At 42.1% G+C, this 15,607-nt stretch carries 19 protein-coding genes and 1 pseudogene; 17 read left to right on the top strand and 3 right to left on the bottom strand.

From position 1 onward, the window contains the following. Positions 1–593: 593 nt before the first annotated feature. Positions 594–1,103: a bactofilin family protein gene (locus tag AACX38_RS20190; RefSeq protein WP_228865361.1), complete on the top strand. Its 510-nt coding sequence runs from the start codon at positions 594–596 to the stop codon at positions 1,101–1,103. A gap of 248 nt (positions 1,104–1,351) precedes the next feature. Beyond that, entirely contained in the window at positions 1,352–1,918 is a 567-nt protein-coding gene (locus AACX38_RS20185) for a GNAT family N-acetyltransferase (RefSeq protein WP_228865360.1), read from the top strand. Between the two features lie 551 nt (positions 1,919–2,469). Here AACX38_RS20185 and AACX38_RS20180 read toward each other — a convergent pair. Further along, the gene (locus AACX38_RS20180; RefSeq protein WP_228865358.1) at positions 2,470–3,063 is read right to left on the bottom strand and encodes a phage repressor protein CI; all 594 of its coding nucleotides are present in this window, start codon (positions 3,061–3,063) and stop codon (positions 2,470–2,472) included. 229 nt (positions 3,064–3,292) lie between these two features. On the opposite strand from AACX38_RS20180, the gene AACX38_RS20175 reads away from it, so the two are divergent. From AACX38_RS20175 to AACX38_RS20105, 15 genes and pseudogenes are all read left to right on the top strand, one after another. Continuing rightward, positions 3,293–3,631 (top strand): DUF5347 domain-containing protein, encoded by a 339-nt coding sequence (locus tag AACX38_RS20175; protein ID WP_099123503.1) that lies wholly within the window; start codon positions 3,293–3,295, stop codon positions 3,629–3,631. Between the two features lie 85 nt (positions 3,632–3,716). Continuing rightward, on the top strand, positions 3,717–5,651 hold the full coding sequence (locus AACX38_RS20170) for a replication endonuclease (protein ID WP_228865356.1): 1,935 nt from the start codon (positions 3,717–3,719) through the stop codon (positions 5,649–5,651). 170 nt (positions 5,652–5,821) lie between these two features. After that, complete coding sequence (locus AACX38_RS20165; protein WP_099123501.1) at positions 5,822–6,004, top strand: hypothetical protein; 183 nt, start codon at positions 5,822–5,824, stop codon at positions 6,002–6,004. Between the two features lie 47 nt (positions 6,005–6,051). After that, on the top strand, positions 6,052–6,291 hold the full coding sequence (locus AACX38_RS20160) for a DinI-like family protein (protein ID WP_339385700.1): 240 nt from the start codon (positions 6,052–6,054) through the stop codon (positions 6,289–6,291). Between the two features lie 236 nt (positions 6,292–6,527). After that, positions 6,528–6,731, top strand: coding sequence for a tail protein X (locus AACX38_RS20155; RefSeq protein WP_099111664.1), 204 nt, complete (start codon positions 6,528–6,530; stop codon positions 6,729–6,731). A gap of 9 nt (positions 6,732–6,740) precedes the next feature. Continuing rightward, entirely contained in the window at positions 6,741–7,004 is a 264-nt protein-coding gene (locus tag AACX38_RS20150; RefSeq protein ID WP_099111665.1) for a hypothetical protein, read from the top strand. 1 nt (position 7,005) lies between these two features. Then, positions 7,006–7,545 carry a lysozyme gene (locus tag AACX38_RS20145; protein WP_228859727.1) on the top strand — a complete coding sequence of 180 codons (540 nt, stop codon included), beginning with the start codon at positions 7,006–7,008 and terminating at the stop codon, positions 7,543–7,545. Beyond that, positions 7,542–8,042 carry a lysis system i-spanin subunit Rz gene (locus AACX38_RS20140; RefSeq protein WP_228865354.1) on the top strand — a complete coding sequence of 167 codons (501 nt, stop codon included), beginning with the start codon at positions 7,542–7,544 and terminating at the stop codon, positions 8,040–8,042. The genes AACX38_RS20145 and AACX38_RS20140 overlap by 4 nt, the downstream gene beginning before the upstream one ends. A gap of 173 nt (positions 8,043–8,215) precedes the next feature. Then, on the top strand, positions 8,216–8,851 hold the full coding sequence (locus AACX38_RS20135; protein ID WP_228865349.1) for a phage baseplate assembly protein V: 636 nt from the start codon (positions 8,216–8,218) through the stop codon (positions 8,849–8,851). After that, complete coding sequence (locus AACX38_RS20130) at positions 8,848–9,189, top strand: GPW/gp25 family protein (RefSeq protein WP_099123496.1); 342 nt, start codon at positions 8,848–8,850, stop codon at positions 9,187–9,189. Before AACX38_RS20135 ends, AACX38_RS20130 begins: the two co-directional genes overlap by 4 nt. A gap of 3 nt (positions 9,190–9,192) precedes the next feature. Continuing rightward, the gene (locus tag AACX38_RS20125) at positions 9,193–10,101 is read left to right on the top strand and encodes a baseplate assembly protein (RefSeq protein WP_099123495.1); all 909 of its coding nucleotides are present in this window, start codon (positions 9,193–9,195) and stop codon (positions 10,099–10,101) included. Beyond that, the gene (locus tag AACX38_RS20120; RefSeq protein ID WP_228865348.1) at positions 10,094–10,702 is read left to right on the top strand and encodes a phage tail protein I; all 609 of its coding nucleotides are present in this window, start codon (positions 10,094–10,096) and stop codon (positions 10,700–10,702) included. Before AACX38_RS20125 ends, AACX38_RS20120 begins: the two co-directional genes overlap by 8 nt. Next, positions 10,699–11,574: pseudogene (locus AACX38_RS20115) on the top strand (phage tail protein); the annotation flags it as partial. The gene AACX38_RS20120 and the pseudogene AACX38_RS20115, both read left to right, overlap by 4 nt. A gap of 252 nt (positions 11,575–11,826) precedes the next feature. Further along, positions 11,827–13,314 (top strand): phage tail fiber protein, encoded by a 1,488-nt coding sequence (locus AACX38_RS20110; protein WP_339385701.1) that lies wholly within the window; start codon positions 11,827–11,829, stop codon positions 13,312–13,314. Between the two features lie 2 nt (positions 13,315–13,316). After that, the gene (locus AACX38_RS20105; protein ID WP_228865347.1) at positions 13,317–13,745 is read left to right on the top strand and encodes a tail fiber assembly protein; all 429 of its coding nucleotides are present in this window, start codon (positions 13,317–13,319) and stop codon (positions 13,743–13,745) included. A gap of 26 nt (positions 13,746–13,771) precedes the next feature. On the opposite strand, the gene AACX38_RS20100 is transcribed toward AACX38_RS20105, so the two are convergent. Together AACX38_RS20100 and AACX38_RS20095 are read right to left on the bottom strand one after the other, a co-directional pair. After that, positions 13,772–14,203 carry a tail fiber assembly protein gene (locus AACX38_RS20100; protein ID WP_228865346.1) on the bottom strand — a complete coding sequence of 144 codons (432 nt, stop codon included), beginning with the start codon at positions 14,201–14,203 and terminating at the stop codon, positions 13,772–13,774. Between the two features lie 38 nt (positions 14,204–14,241). After that, entirely contained in the window at positions 14,242–15,330 is a 1,089-nt protein-coding gene (locus AACX38_RS20095) for a hypothetical protein (RefSeq protein WP_228865362.1), read from the bottom strand. Between the last annotated feature and the right edge of the window lie 277 nt (positions 15,331–15,607).

The raw sequence follows: 15,607 nt of genomic DNA, 5'->3' as shown, positions 1-15,607 counted from the left end.
GTCAGATAAGTATTCAGGTAGGTTAGTTAAGGTACAATTCTCTAATTAAAATTACATATCCTGTAATGAAATATAAATAAACTGTATTGCATATGATGTTATTTTGTTAAGCATTGGTTTAGTGATGTTGCATATTTATTGGTTTATATGGTTCTTATATTTAAGATACCAAAATATTTCTATTAAAATGAGTTTCCTGTGTTGGATTTTAAAGACAAACTATCGATAATTCAGACCATTAAGCTTTGTTGGTAACGTTATCCATGTAATAACGGCATAAATACCTCTGTTATAGCTTCGTAGATTGTTTTTTATACTGGTACAATGCTAGGATGTATTTTCATCGCCTTTCTTCTATATCCACTAAGGCATAGAGACATAGATATATTTGCTGATGAAAGATAAAAGATTACAAGAACGAGAAACATATGGAAAAGTATCGTTTTTCAGATAACGCTTTTTTATACAGTTTATGGCTCGCTTGGGCTATTACACTGGGATTGTACGTATATGGCAACAATATTGGTTGTACCATAACAGCAATTTTATCTTTTTTAGCCTTGGTATTTTACTTTACTAATATGAAACAGAGAATGAAAGCTATGTTTGGAAAAAAAACTGAGGCATCTGCTGCCAGCCCGGTCACACAAATCACTCCTCCTGTACAGACTGAAGAGAAAAAAATCTCTGGCACTGAAGCCCGCGCTAATACGATTGTCGCGAAGAATTCCGTATTCAAAGGGGATATCGAGATGGAAGGGGATATCCAGATTTGGGGAAAAATTATCGGGAATATTCGCGTAAAAGGCGGGGCTATTCGTGTTATGCACGCCGGTAAAGTGGAAGGTGAGTTGATTGCACCTGAAATTATTATTGATGGTCACGTAGAAGGGACTTGCTGTGCTGAAACACTCGATATCCTTGAACATGGGGAATTACGGGGTATCAGCCGTTGTGGGAGTATGTCAATCCGACGTGGCGGATTATTTATCGGTCAGTCTGAACAAGTGGAAAAAGAAAATAAGAAGAAACAGGAAGCAGAACGAATTGTTTCCATCAAGGATACTCCGGGAGATAAGGCAAAATCTAAAGCTACTGCCTGATATCTGCTGGTAAAATACTCTTCGATTTTCAATTCGCGGAAACCACTCGGGTATAAAATTTCTATATTACTGCCGGAATGTGTTGTACTTTCCGGCAGTTTTTGTTTTGATATTCTTGCTTCTTTTACGTTATCTATGTGTTAGTTACATTCATCAAATCAGCCCATTAAGTTATATGAGCGGTGAGACTCTCATATATCACTTAGATGCTATTTGAAATCCATATTTTCAATCAATAAGGGAAAATTGTGATTATAGAACTGGAAACAGAAAGATTATGGCTTCGTGCCTGGAAGGAAGAAGACAGAGAACCTTTTTACCGCCTGAACAGTAATCCTGAAGTAATGGAGTTTTTCCCCAATACGCTGACAAAAGAACAAAGCGACACACTGATTGATAATTGTATTCGTAAATTTGAGATTCAGGGTGGTTGGGGACTATGGGCGGCAGAGGTGAAAGAAAGTGGTGAGTTTATTGGTTTTGTTGGGTTGAATATACCGAGTCTTGAATTTCCATTTTCTACCTGTAGCCATATTGTTGAAATAGGCTGGCGTCTCGATAAGCCATTTTGGGGTAAAGGCTATGCCAGTGAAGCTGCCCACAAAGTTCTTGATTTTGGGTTTACGGAAATCAGACTGGATGAGATTGTAGCTTTTACCACCCTGATGAATGCTCGTTCAGAAAATGTGATGAAAAAGCTGGGAATGATCAGAGATAAAAAAACATTTATGCATCCAGCTCTTGAGGAAGGGAACCCGCTACGGGAACATGTTTTGTATCGGATGAGGCGATCAACTCCCGTCAGCACGATGTAACGTGAAACCTGCTGAATGGCAATTATACACTTCGTCTTTCAAGTTGCCTCTTTGTTGGCTACGCTCGCTCACCCCAGTCACATAGTTATCTATGTTCCCGGGGATTCACTCCCTTGTCGCCGCGACGCATCTTGAAATCCATTGTGTATAGTAGTTATGTATTTTAAGGAGGATTATTAATTAAATACGAATAGAAATTTTTATTATTTAAATAATAAAATCCATAACAAAGTTTAACCTTTAAATAATGATTTAAAGATACAGAATAGACGAGCTGTATATATTATTTAATAAATCTAATAACTATTGGTTTGAATATTTGCGTGACAAACTGGATAGACGCTTGGAATAATTTTATTGCACCTTGCATTAGCATGTTTCACTCACATGAGAAAATATTTAGGTAATAAAAGACACTAGAATAAAACGTATAAAGAAAAGCCGTGAGTATTTTATCCTGTGATACAACTTTTTTAAAATGATAAACGCCATCAAAGTTATTCTGGCAATCAGAGATAACTTTGATGGAAAACGTATTGTTACGTAACTGGTTATTGTCTGGAGATCACTAAAGCCACGCGTCCAATGAATTGAATATCGCTGATAGCACAATCAAACGTAACATCATTATCACTGACGCGAATTTTACTGACAGGGATTTTGGCTATCTTCTTGATGCTGTGCATTCCTTCGATATCGACCAGCCATAAACCGTCCTGAATAGTGTCTTCTTGTGCATCAAGCAAATACCAGGATACGCCATCATCAACCACCAGAGGTTCTCTGAGATCTTTGGAAATCAACTCACTATCCAGAATAACCGGATCAGCCTCATTCAGCTTACCTCCTGACAGTTTTACACGGGAGATTGACGGCGCAATGATATCTTCCAATCGTTCTGTTTTTTTGATCCCTTCGCCGTTTGGAAACATCTCTCCTTGCCCTGTACTCAGCCATAGCAGTGAAGCACCCGTTTCGAGATTACACTGAATAATCCAATCCGCCGGAAAGCTATCACGAAGATAGCGGTTTGCCATTGTGCTTTTGGACACGCCTAAATGATCACTCAGAGCCTGACGGGATTTAAATCCATACGCGCGTACAAGGCGCTCGATAGCTGGTCGCCCACCACTATCAGCCCCCATTTTGATCTCAATATTGGTATTTTTCATTGACAGTATAGATAAGAGATATTATTATCCCGCAAAAGATCTTGAAATGAGATCTTTATTGGGTCCGAATTGGTTAAGACGAAAACCATTAAGAGATATTGCATCATGAACATCCAAATTTCAATCCCTATACCTGATATCAGCGGTGTTCGAGGGATTGCTCTGACAATAATCGCTCTGAAGGTGAAAGGGTGAGGAAAATATGGCGAATACGGAAAAAGAAAAGTTTGCCCAAATTAACCTCGGTCAGCGGTTGGAAGGATTGAACCATCTGTCTAAGATCAGAGCAATATACTGGGGAGATGATGAAAAAGAGTTAAAACGCTTTCTTGCGGACATGCGTGATAAAAGGGATTGTCATTATGAAGAGAACAAGCGGGCTTTATCCGCTATTTTCTATTTGGCAAATATTCCCCGAGCTCGCCATGACAGCGAAATCAGCCAGTTTACTTCTGAGGAAAAACACTCTCTGATCAAAGCGATGAATCATATTAAGGTTGTAGTTAGTCAGTTTCCCAGACATTTAACGTTACCCAGTTAACCACCTTTTAAATATTTTCTAATTTTTTTGAACAGATGGCATGTGTACGCCAGACATTCACATTTCCTTAATTAAGGTGGCATTGATGAATAGTGATCTTTTCGCTCACACTTATAAACAGTCGGTCATGTTTCAGCCAAATATTCCGCAGAGTGCTTCATCAGCAGAGCGTTTGTTATGGCAAGTTAACGCAGAAGATCACCAATGGCGCCACCAGTATATTGGCCAGATGCCGGATTTTCTGGCAAAACATTTTAGTCACCGCTATGCCGATATCTTTACGCAATCAGGACGCAGGGATGCTAATGCTTACCTGAGAAAAACCGTCGGGCAGAATGTATTACCGCGATTACAGTTGGTTAAGAGCAGGTATCAATTCAAACATTCTGTATCGGGCATTGCTCCTTTTCCATTTATTGAACAATTGAGCAATATTGCGACATATGGTCGTAAACCGCTTTTAAAGCTTGCTCATGAAATATCCGTGTTTATTACCGAAAATTATGAGCACTATTCTTCTATGAGTCACTCTGTTACGAATCACTCTTCTAATCGGGAGAAAGTGCAGCAAGTTCCGGCTGAATCAGCGATGAGTGAATCAGTACGGTTTTCTCACATGGCTGAGGTATATCAATTAATGGCAAAGCTGACTTTGCAATGTGGCATTCATCCCCCTTATTGGCGGCAGTTCAATTATGGGCGAAAAACACTGTCTGTTGATCTACTTTGCGCCGGCATGTTACGCATGATGTCCACACGCTGGTGGTATTTTCGCTTAAAACGCTTGCGGGATACCCAATCCGAGCATATGGCAATTGCAGTTGGACAGGTGCAGAACGCGGCCTCACCTTATGTTTCACTACTGGCTTTACGCGAATGGCTGGAACAAAAGCGGCGCAATCGTGAGTTTTTTCAGCATTTTGATTTAGAAAATGAAGCAGGAGAGCGGATTTCATTAGCTGAGACCGTCGTTCATAGTAATGCTAATCCTGCTATTCGTCGCTGCGAATTAATGGCCAGAATGCGCGGTTTCGAAGATATTGCAAATCAAATGGGGTGTGTAGGAGAGTTTTATACTATCACTGCACCAGCAAAATACCATGCAGTCAGGCATAGAGGGGGATTTGTCCAAAAATGGGAAGGTGCAACTCCCCGTGATACTCAGCGCTATTTATGCAGTGTATGGGCAAAATCTCGCGCAGCTATTGCCCGTGCGGGTATTAAGCTGTTTGGCTTTCGGGTTGTTGAACCCCATCATGACGGGACACCACACTGGCACATTTTGCTCTTTATGTTGCCGGAACATGCTTCACAGGTCAGAAATACCCTTGAACACTACTCTTGTCAGGAAGAAGAGGAAGAGTTACTGCGTAACCATGATAAAAAATCTCGTTTTGATTACCGGGTGATAGATCCTAATCAAGGTAGCGCGACAGGTTATATCGCAAAGTACATTTCCAAAAATATTGATGGTTATGCTCTGGAAGATGAAATCGATCATGAAACGGGAGGATCACTGCGCGATATGGCTAAATCAGTAACAGCTTGGGCGAGTCGTTGGCGAATTCGACAATTTCAACAAATTGGTGGTGCTCCGGTTTCTGTCTGGCGAGAACTGCGTCGACTTAAAGACGTTCGTTTATCTGATAATAAAATGAATGACGTTTTGCAGGCCGCGGATAAGGGAAACTGGGCGGCTTATATTCAGGCTCAGGGAGGGCCATGGGTTGCCCGTCGTGATTTGGTTATCAGGCTCGCTTATAAGCATATCCCTTTTGGTAGTCCTTATGGTGAAGATATTCACTCCATTCAGGGAGTGACATCGTCGTTGCTCAGTCAGGAAAAATATATCTGTACACGAATACATCAATGGACAGTTGTCCCGAAATCTGATGCGCCAGCCACATCAGAGCGGATTGTCTATAGACGACACAAAAAATGGCTCTCTTGGAGTTCTGTCAATAACTGTACGGATAGACAGGGAAGACGAGATTGTGATATAGATGTGAAATGGTTTTGATAAATGTTATTTTTTAGATAAAAGTTTCCATTAAAGAAATAAATAATAGTTATTAACTATCAATTTTTATCTTTAAGAAAGGAAAAAACTACTTTAAATTTTCACTAATTAGGTGTACTGTATGCATATACAGTTATAGAGTGGAGGCGGACATATCAGTGGACTCTCTTATGGAATCATTGGTAGCACAACGTATTAATTTTATTGCCAGAATGGCAACAAGTTGTGAATGCAATCAGGCAGAAGACAAAGAACTGGCACTGGTCTGGATAGCAGAGTTATCTGCACCCTATGAAAAAAGTCTCAGTGGTTATAATAATTTTTTAAAAAACAAATCATTAGATAATGAATGATTGAAAAACTTCAGGTTCGGTAAAAGAATAGGTTTTAGCGGGAGAAAATGATGCGAGTTGAAATACTTTTCGATAAGCGAGCTAATGTTTCTGAATCAGTCATGTCTGCACTTGAAAGCGAGTTAAAGAAGAGAATACTGCCACAGTATCCTGATACTAATTTTAGAATTGCCCTCAGTAGTAACACGTCCGTAAAAGTGACAGGGAGTAAAAACAGTAGTGAACATGATCAAATCATGGAACTGATCCAAAGTGTCTGGGAGGACGATAGTTGGTTATCGGATTAGGCCTGATGGGTTGAACTCTCCAATAAACGGATAATAAGCAATTTAAATAGTATAAGGGCAGGGATTATCCCCTGCCCTTATACTTTTCTGAACAGTGAAAATAAATCCCATCGGGTGAAATTGCCCTTCATTTGTACTATTTCCCCAACAATGCCGTTTCATTGAGGCATTTCGCTGATTATTCGATCATAACTCTCCGATTTACCGATTATTTTCTGCAAATAAAAGGAGAGTATATGCAAATTATTGCACAACAAAACGAAACGGTAGACGCTTTGTGCTGGCGTCATTATGGCCGGACTTTAGGCATGACGGAGCGTGTATTGCAGGCAAATCCTGGGCTGGCTGATTTTGGTGCGACATTGCCTCATGGAACAAAAGTTGAAATGCCGGATTTTGTGCCCGTTGCCAGTAAGCCTATGATTCAGCTTTGGGATTGAGGGGCATGAATGGATAAATATAGCCATGCCACTTATGCCTGTGCCAGCACAACCGCCATTTTTTCCGGTCTTTCTTTATATGAGCTGAGTTTTCTGTTGGGAGTATTAGCCAGCATTTCTCTCGGTATTCTGACTTATCGTCTTAATCGACGTGAGCAGATGAAACGCACTTTAATCTTAAAAGATATTCTGGAAAATCTGGAGGTAGAGCCTGCATCTAAATCAGCCAGAATCGTCAGCGAGCTGATACATAACGCACCAAAAGAGCTGTGATATGCAGGATCTCAAAACCAGACTCAGCCGGTTGCTCATTGGCCTGATTATCGGTGGCGCCAGTTCTTCGGTCATTCTTTCCCAGTTTCTTGATGAGAAAGAGGGCAATCGGCTTGTTGCTTATCAGGATGCCGGTGGTATCTGGACGATATGCCGGGGTGTGACGCGTATTGATGGAAAGGCAGTATATAAAGGGATGCAACTGACTGCTGAGCAATGTGAAGCGCTGAACCGGGTTGAAGCTGACAAAGCGATTGATTGGGTGAAAAAGAACGTTCATGTTCCGCTGACCGAGCCACAAATTGCGGGAATTGCCAGTTTTTGCCCGTATAACATCGGCCCCTCAAAATGTTTCTCCTCAACATTTTATCGCAAACTCAATGCCGGAGATAAAAAAGGTGCCTGTCAGGAGATTAAACGCTGGATTTACGATGGAGGTCGTGATTGCCGGGCAACCAAAGGACAGCCGAATGGCTGTTATGGGCAGGTCTTACGACGTGAACAGGAATCCGAGTTGGTTTGTTGGGGATTGGAGGAATGAAGAAAATATCGTTAATTGCCATTTTTGTCATTGGAGGATGCACTGGCTGGTGGGGGCATCGTTCACTGTTCCTTGGTGAAGTTGCGAACCTTAAACAACAGCATAGTGCTCAGGTTGTTGCTATTCATCAGAAAGCGAATCAGGAAACATTGTCAGCTATTCAAAAGATGAAAGATGCTCAGAGTAAAGCCGCCCAATTAGATGAATACTATTCCGGAAAATTAGCCCATGTTACTGAAGAAAACGCCGCTTTGCGTGCTGATATTGCCGCTGGTCATCGCCGGGTGCAAATCTCCGCCGCCAACCTTGCTACCTGTCAGCTCACCCAAAAGCGAGATACCGGCCCCCGCAGCATGGGCGATGGAACCCAAGTCGAACTCACTGCAAAAGCTGGACGCGATATTTACGATATCCGAGCAGGGATCATCAGTGACCAGTCCAAATTAGATTATCTGCAACAATATGTCCGTGAAGTTGTCAGGCAATGTAAATCGTAGCCACTTTGAACAACTGAACATGACTTCTCACAGAACCTATAAAAGCCTTTTTATCTCAGGATGAAAAGGCTTTTATTTTTTTGATTTAATTGATTTTTATCTGCCATTTTGTATGTCTGTTCCTACAAGCCTAGTTTAATGTTTCCCCCGATTTTTCATGGCATTCTTACGCCATGAACACACAACTCACTGAACTGATGCGCTTATTGCGCAACCTGATCCGAACAGGCGTGATTACCCAAGTGGATACCGCAAAGGGTATATGCCGGGTCGCGACAGGCAATCTCGAAACCGACTGGCTGCACTGGTTGACATCCAGAGCGGGGAACTCCCGCACATGGTGGGCGCCCAGTGTTGGTGAGCAGGTTTTATTACTGTCCATAGGCGGCGAACTGACCACCGCCTTTGTATTGCCAGCAATTTTTTCAGATGAGTTTCCGGCACCATCAACGTCTCCTGAAGCAACACATGTTCAGTTTCCGGATGGTGCAGTGATGGAGTATGAGCCGCAATCAGGTGCATTAACTGTGACTGGCATCAAAACCGCGACAGTGACTGCATCGGATTCCGTCCATATTACTGCGCCGGAAATCACTTGTGTTGCCAGCACCCGGATTACGCTGGATACACCGGAAGTCATCTGTACGCAGCTGATGAGCACAGGAAATCTGATTGTGCGCAATGGCGGCAAAATGACGGGCAATATTGAACACACCGGCGGCACATTCAGTTCCAATGGCGTGATCGTGGATTCCCATAAACACATCGGCATCCAGTCAGGCCGTGACACATCAGGAGGCCCCGTATGATGTATCTGGGGATGAACCGGCAGACAGGCCGGGCGTTGAGCGATTTGGACCATGTCCGGCAATCCGTCAGCGATATTTTACTGACTCCGGTAGGCAGTCGTATTGCGCGTCGTACTTACGGTTCGTTACTGCCTGAACTGATTGACTGGCCGCAGAACCCGGCAATCAAACTTCAGGTTATGGCGGCCAGCTATACCGCAATCAGTCGTTGGGAGCCACGTGTGACGCTGACGTCAATCACGATGGAAACCCTACAGGACGGCAGAATGGTGGTGGATATTACCGGTACTTATCACCAGTCCGCCAAAGAATTTTCACTCTCAATTCCGGTGAGGTAAGCAATGCCAACAATCGATTTAAGCCAGTTACCACCACCGGATGTGGTTGAGCCACTGGATTACGAACAACTGTTAGAAGAGCGTAAAAGAGGCCTAATCTCGCTTTATCCCGAAGAGCAGCAGGATGCCATTGCACGAACACTGCAACTTGAATCCGAGCCTTTGGTGAAATTGCTGGAAGAGAACGTATATCGCGAACTGCTTCTGCGCCAGCGCGTTAATGAAGCTGCCCGCGCGGTTATGGTGGCCTATTCAACCGGTAGCGATCTGGATCAGCTGGGAGCGAATAACAACGTATCGCGCATGGTTCTGCGTTCTGCGGATAACTCAACCGTCCCGCCGACTCCGGCTGTGATGGAATCCGACAATGATTACCGTGTCCGTATTCCACAGGCTTTTGAAGGTCTGAGTGTTGCTGGCCCGGTGGGTGCTTATGAATTCCATGCCCGCAGTGCGGATGGCCGTGTCGCAGATGCTTCGGCAATCAGCCCGTCACCGGCTAACGTTACAGTAACGATTATGTCCCGCCAGGACAAAGGCGTTGCATCCAAAGAGCTGCTGGAAATTGTCGAAACAGCCCTGAACGACGAAAACGTGCGTCCGGTGGCTGATCGCCTGAAAGTCCAGTCAGCAAAAATCGTGGAATATGAAATTGACGCAGTGCTGTACATCTTCCCGACACCGGAGTCAGAACCTATCCGCAAAGCAGCGGAGCAGAAGCTGAAACATTATGTCGAAGCGCAGCATCGTCTGGGGCGTGACATTCGTTTGTCCGCGATTTATGCCGCCTTGCATGTAGAAGGTGTCCAGCGTGTAGAACTGAAAGCGCCATTGAAAGACGTCGTGCTGGATAAAACACAGGCTTCTTACTGCACCAAAACCACGCTGACAATGGGAGGTTCTGATGAATGATCGCCTTCTGCCGATGGGTTCAACGCAGTTAGAACTGGCTGCGGCGAAAGCCTGTGCCAAGTTGCAGAAGATCAAAATCCCATTGCATGAGCTGTGGAACCCGGACACTTGTCCGGCATCGTTACTGCCTTATCTGGCATGGGCGTGGTCTGTGGATCGCTGGGACGAGAACTGGCCTGAGAACATCAAAAGGGAAGTGATCAAAGGTTCACTGTTCCTGCATAAACACAAAGGAACAATTGGGGCAATCCGACGGGTGATTGAACCGTTGGGTTATCTCATCCGGGTTAAAGAGTGGTGGCAGACCAACGATGCACCGGGCACCTTCCGTCTGGATATTGGTGTTCTGGAGAGCGGTATTACCCATGAAATGTTCGAAGAACTGGAAAAACTGATTTTCGATGCTAAACCAGTGAGCCGACATTTAATCGGGCTGGATATCAACCTTGATACCCGTGGTGGATATCACTATTCGGCAGCGACTTACAGCGGTGACGAACTAACCGTTTACCCCTATTTCCCGAAAGAAGTGACCGTATCCGGCTCAGAAATTGTGGGCGCGGGGGTACATATTATTGACGACATGAGGATTAGACCATGAGTACCAAATATTTTGCGCTGCTGACACAGTTAGGTGCAGATAAATTGGCAAATGCTGCGGCACTGGGTACAAAAATTGAAATTACCCATATGGCCGTTGGTGATGGTGGTGGCAGCCTGCCGGTACCGGATACCAAACAAACCAAATTGATTAATGAAAAACGCCGGGCAGCGATTAATACGCTGAGCATCGATCCGAAAAACACCAATCAGATTATCGCGGAACAGGTTATTCCTGAAGCCGAAGGTGGCTGGTGGATCCGTGAAATCGGCTTGTATGACAAAGACGGCGTTCTGGTTGCAGTAGGTAACTGTGCAGAAACCTACAAACCACAATTGCAGGAAGGTTCCGGTCGTACTCAGACGATCCGAATGATCCTGATTGTCAGCAGCGCAAATGCGGTCACGCTGAAAGTTGATCCGTCCATTGTTCTGGCAACCCGTGAGTATGTGGATAATTCCATTACAAAACACGCGAACAGCCGTAACCATCCGGATGCGACGCTGAAAGAAAAAGGATTTGTCATCCTGAGCAGCGCGGTAGACAGCAATAGCGAAACCCATGCGGCCACACCGAAAGCGGTGAAAGCGGCGTATGACCTGGCTAATGCAGCGAATAATAATGCGAATAGTCGCGTTCCATCTAGCCGTAAGGTGAACGGGAAAGCGCTGTCAGCTGATATTTCACTGAACTCTGCGGATGTAGGAGCGTATAACAAAGCCGAAACTGATGCGCGTGTAAATGAAGCTAAAGCGCAGGCCAAAGTAGCGAATGATAATGCGAATGGTCGTGTTCCTGCTGCACGAAAAGTGAATGGCAAAACGCTGTCAGCAGATATTTCATTGAACTCTGCGGATGTAGGAGCATACAACAAAGCCGAAACTGATGCTCGAGTGAATGAAGCTAAAGCGCAGGCTAATGCTGCAAGTGATAATGCTAATACTCGTCTGGAGAAAAATAAAAATGGTGCGGACATTCCGAACAAAGATGAGTTTGTAAAAAACCTCGGGTTAACGGAAACCCAAAAACAAGCACAAAATGCGTTACCACACAGCGGAGGCCAAGTCACCGGGGATCTCACAATTACTACGGACTCTGAAATAGCTTGGCGCAGAAATACGGATATGGCTGCGATTGGCTTTAAAAATACTGGGGATGGTGATCCTGACTCTTATATGTGGTTTAAAACCGCAGATAACGGTAACGAGTATTTTAAATGGCAGCATAGCCTCTCTGGTGGAGGAACCAATGAGTGGATGAGCCTGAAATCAGATAACCTCCGCGTGAAAGGGCATCCGGTTTATCATGAAGGAAATAAACCCACGGTTGAAGAAATTCAGGCTGAACCACGCTTTAATAAAACGATAGATCTGACCGGGTTGAGTACTAATCGTTATTATCCGGTTTGGTGGCAATTTCCATCGAATAATGGTGCAAATTCGTGGTTAGCTATTCATCGCTGGTACGCGGAAGATAGAGAAAAAGAGCCATTTGGTAAAGATGGAGATACACATATTGCTGGTTTGTTATTGCAGATTGAGGGAGGGGATGTTCGATGGGGAGGAGATGCTCATTACCTAAATATTAAACGTGTAAATCAAACATATCGTAAGACAGTAAGAAATGTCCGTCATGATATGATGAGTATAGCAAGACCAATAGATGGTAAATATCCTCTTTATGAAAAGGTCAAACCTGGAGATATTGTTGAATGCAGAAGATACAGCGGCTGCTATTTGCGTGGAGGTTTAACTTACCATGTCACCAGTAATTTTTCTGGTATTCATTATTCTCGTAAAGATGATGAATTTGAGATCGCCAGGAATTTGGAACCTCAGAGTAATTTTGAAATTAAATGGATGGTGAAATCTTATGCCATTGATGATCCTCTATTAGGTAAAGAATATGACGATAATGTTTTACCTTATTCTCATGATTATAAAGATATCATTGAATTGGCAAAAAATGCCCTTCCTATAACAGGTGGTACATTAAGCGGTCAAATTTCATCATCTTCACCAGATAATTACCGAATTGAAAGAGGTGGTTATGGTGTTTTCTTACGTTTGGATGGTGAAAATTTCTATATTTTACAAACCAATAAGAATGATTCAAAAGGCTCATGGAATAATTTTAGACCGTTTTCTATAAATATGAAAACAGGAAAAGTTTTATTAGATCATGAAACAAAAGTTAATGGGAATTTGCTTATTGGTAGCACAGGAACAACAATAGCCCAAGATGGGAATATATGGGGAAGTCGTTGGGGGAATAAATGGTTATGGGATGCTGTAGTTGAATTAGTTAATAACCGCACTAATGCCACGAAAAATACAGCTCAAAAAGAACCTAATGGTTGGTGGAAGTGTGGCGATACAGGGATGATTATTCAATGGGGAGTTGTAGCAAATACAATAGGTGCAGGTACTATTAACGTTCCTTTAACTATTAGTTTTCCAACTAGAGGATTATGGGCAATTGGTTATGTAAATGATGCTATAGAGTATGACCGAGATAATTGCTCATCTTCTGCAAAGCTATTAAACAATGAAAAAATAAGAGTTACTGTTGATAGTAGCCAACCTTCAGTTTGGTTAGCAATAGGATATTAAATATGTATTTTTATAGTGCTAAAAGAAATTCATTTTTTCCAAAAACATTAATGCAGGATTATATTAATGCTGGAACATGGCCAGATGATGGTATTGAAGTAGATGATCATGTTTATTCAGAGTTTGTTGGCAATATTCCCCCTGTAGGAAAAATGAGGGTAGCTGGTGATGATGGCTTACCAGCTTGGGTAGATATTCCAGCTCCAACTAAGGAAGAGTTGCGCAGACAAGCAGAAGTAAAAAAGAAACAGTTAATGGAACATATCAAAAATATAATTGCTCCTCTCCAAGATGCTGTTGACCTGGACATTAGTACAACTGAAGAGAAATCCAAGTTATATGAATGGAGGAAATATAGAGTGGAAATCAATCGTATTGATTGCAGCATCGCACCTAATATCGAATGGCCCGAACAACCAAAAATAAAGTAACAATCAGGGGCATAAAGCCCCTGTGATTATTTAGGCTGAGTAGGCCATGTAATATTTGACGTTTTTGATAAATCTATCTGACTCAACAAAACAATATATTTTTTCCATTCTAATAATAATGATTGTTCTTTTTCTGAACCTAGAGCAGTCTCAAGAGAGTATTGTAATATTGTTATAGCGTCATTTGCTTGTTGTCGAAGATTATTACGTTGTTCTTCAAACTGTTTTATCTGGCTATCCTGTAATTTTTTCTTATCAAGAATCCATGAATCACCACTCCAATAACAATATTTATTAGGCCTTTTCTCAACTATTTTGCATTCATCACCCGACATGATGAATTCATAATCATGTATTTCTTTTTCATTAACATCAAATACATAAAAATCATCAATATTATCTGGTTCAGGATATGTTTGGTATGACCTAGTATCCGATTTAAAAACATAGACTTTCATTTTAATTCCTTGTTTATGCATCTATACAATGAAATTTATTATTTTGAAATGCATACATCTGTTAATAAAAAATACCCACCTTCCCAGAATCGTAAAGTTTTTTCATCTGGCATATCAAAGGTAAACCAAACACGATAATTTGCTGAGACAGAGCCACCACGCCCTAAAACTGCTGGAACTTGTACAGAAATCCACTGATTTCTGCCATTATCTGAACTTTTCAGAAATAATGTACGGCCTAGTATACTTTCACTGCAAGTGACTGTTCTCTTTTCACTAGCCCATATACTTCCTGTCCATATGGAATATTCTTGAGTACGTTTTTCTTCTTTCTTAGACAGATATTTCTTGTCAAATGAAGTTATATCATCCTCTGTTAATATTTTTTTACTTCCCTTAAAATTACCATCGTCATCAAAAGCATAGGTTGATATACCAAATGAACGGGTTTTAAATCCGTAATCAAAAGAAATACCTCTGGCATGTTGAGCTCCTTCCACCAAAGGATGAGCCACGTGAATTGCTAATGCTCCAAGCTTATCTAACCCTTCATTCGGTCTTAAAAAACCTGATCGGCCTAAATCACGAGAACTAGGATCGTCATAAAGATTAGCTGCTTTGGATAAAATATACCCTGACGTTTTAGTATTCGTATTCAAACGAATAAAACGGTTATCCGATTCAGGTTTAGTATAATTTTCATCCTGAAAAGCTAATTTTCGAGAGTTATGAGTCACTGAATCAGCATGTAGAGTTAATATGCTGTTAAGTTTCTCATTCGCAATATTAAAGTGAGTGGCACTATCATTAGGAAAACCTAAATATGCACTTCTTTTTGTATCTTCAAACCATGAAATATAATTGTGTTTACCTTTATCATATTTAAGATGAAAGTTTTCTACATTTATCGATTGAAAATCAAATGATTGATTGTAAGCACCACCACTAGCAGATACAGCACCTATTTCTCCTGCTGTAGGTTTATTTCCTTCATGATAAACCGGATGCCCTTTAATACGTAGATTATCACGTTTGAGTGACATCCAGTCTTCTGCCGTATTCTGTCCTGATATTCGGTGACGCCATTTAAAATACTCATTACCATTATCACCGGTTTCAAAATACATGAAACTGTCGGCATCACCATCCCCGGTATTTTTAAATCCTAACAATCCCCAGTCACTATTACGAGAAAATTGAATCTCGGAATCGTTTGTGATCACAACAGTCCCACTGATATGACCACCACTTTTAGGTAGTGCACCCGCTGCTAATTTTTGGGTTTCCGTTAAACCGAGGTTTTTTACAAACTCATCTTTGTTCGGAATGTCCGCACCATTTTTATTTTTCTCCAGACGAGTATTAGCATTATCACTTGCAGCATTAGCCTGCGCTTTAGCTTCA

Source organism: Xenorhabdus sp. PB30.3, from assembly GCF_963895965.1.
Classification (GTDB): Bacteria; Pseudomonadota; Gammaproteobacteria; order Enterobacterales; family Enterobacteriaceae; genus Xenorhabdus; species Xenorhabdus stockiae.
Note: the sequence above shows the minus strand (reverse complement) of the source record. Positions and strands in the feature narration are given on the sequence as shown.

Excerpts from the sequence above, each read along its gene's own strand:
- AACX38_RS20190 (WP_228865361.1), top strand. The coding sequence starts at position 594 with ATGAAAGCTATGTTTGGAAAAAAAACTGAGGCATCTGCTGCCAGCCCG.
- AACX38_RS20180 (WP_228865358.1), bottom strand. The coding sequence starts at position 3,063 with ATGGGGGCTGATAGTGGTGGGCGACCAGCTATCGAGCGCCTTGTACGC.
- AACX38_RS20175 (WP_099123503.1), top strand. The coding sequence starts at position 3,293 with ATGGCGAATACGGAAAAAGAAAAGTTTGCCCAAATTAACCTCGGTCAG.
- AACX38_RS20170 (WP_228865356.1), top strand. The coding sequence starts at position 3,717 with ATGAATAGTGATCTTTTCGCTCACACTTATAAACAGTCGGTCATGTTT.
- AACX38_RS20165 (WP_099123501.1), top strand. The coding sequence starts at position 5,822 with ATGGAATCATTGGTAGCACAACGTATTAATTTTATTGCCAGAATGGCA.
- AACX38_RS20160 (WP_339385700.1), top strand. The coding sequence starts at position 6,052 with ATGATGCGAGTTGAAATACTTTTCGATAAGCGAGCTAATGTTTCTGAA.
- AACX38_RS20155 (WP_099111664.1), top strand. The coding sequence starts at position 6,528 with ATGCAAATTATTGCACAACAAAACGAAACGGTAGACGCTTTGTGCTGG.
- AACX38_RS20150 (WP_099111665.1), top strand. The coding sequence starts at position 6,741 with ATGGATAAATATAGCCATGCCACTTATGCCTGTGCCAGCACAACCGCC.
- AACX38_RS20145 (WP_228859727.1), top strand. The coding sequence starts at position 7,006 with ATGCAGGATCTCAAAACCAGACTCAGCCGGTTGCTCATTGGCCTGATT.
- AACX38_RS20140 (WP_228865354.1), top strand. The coding sequence starts at position 7,542 with ATGAAGAAAATATCGTTAATTGCCATTTTTGTCATTGGAGGATGCACT.
- AACX38_RS20135 (WP_228865349.1), top strand. The coding sequence starts at position 8,216 with ATGAACACACAACTCACTGAACTGATGCGCTTATTGCGCAACCTGATC.
- AACX38_RS20130 (WP_099123496.1), top strand. The coding sequence starts at position 8,848 with ATGATGTATCTGGGGATGAACCGGCAGACAGGCCGGGCGTTGAGCGAT.
- AACX38_RS20125 (WP_099123495.1), top strand. The coding sequence starts at position 9,193 with ATGCCAACAATCGATTTAAGCCAGTTACCACCACCGGATGTGGTTGAG.
- AACX38_RS20120 (WP_228865348.1), top strand. The coding sequence starts at position 10,094 with ATGAATGATCGCCTTCTGCCGATGGGTTCAACGCAGTTAGAACTGGCT.
- AACX38_RS20110 (WP_339385701.1), top strand. The coding sequence starts at position 11,827 with ATGGCTGCGATTGGCTTTAAAAATACTGGGGATGGTGATCCTGACTCT.
- AACX38_RS20105 (WP_228865347.1), top strand. The coding sequence starts at position 13,317 with ATGTATTTTTATAGTGCTAAAAGAAATTCATTTTTTCCAAAAACATTA.
- AACX38_RS20100 (WP_228865346.1), bottom strand. The coding sequence starts at position 14,203 with ATGAAAGTCTATGTTTTTAAATCGGATACTAGGTCATACCAAACATAT.
- AACX38_RS20095 (WP_228865362.1), bottom strand. The coding sequence starts at position 15,330 with ATGTATTTTGAAACCGGTGATAATGGTAATGAGTATTTTAAATGGCGT.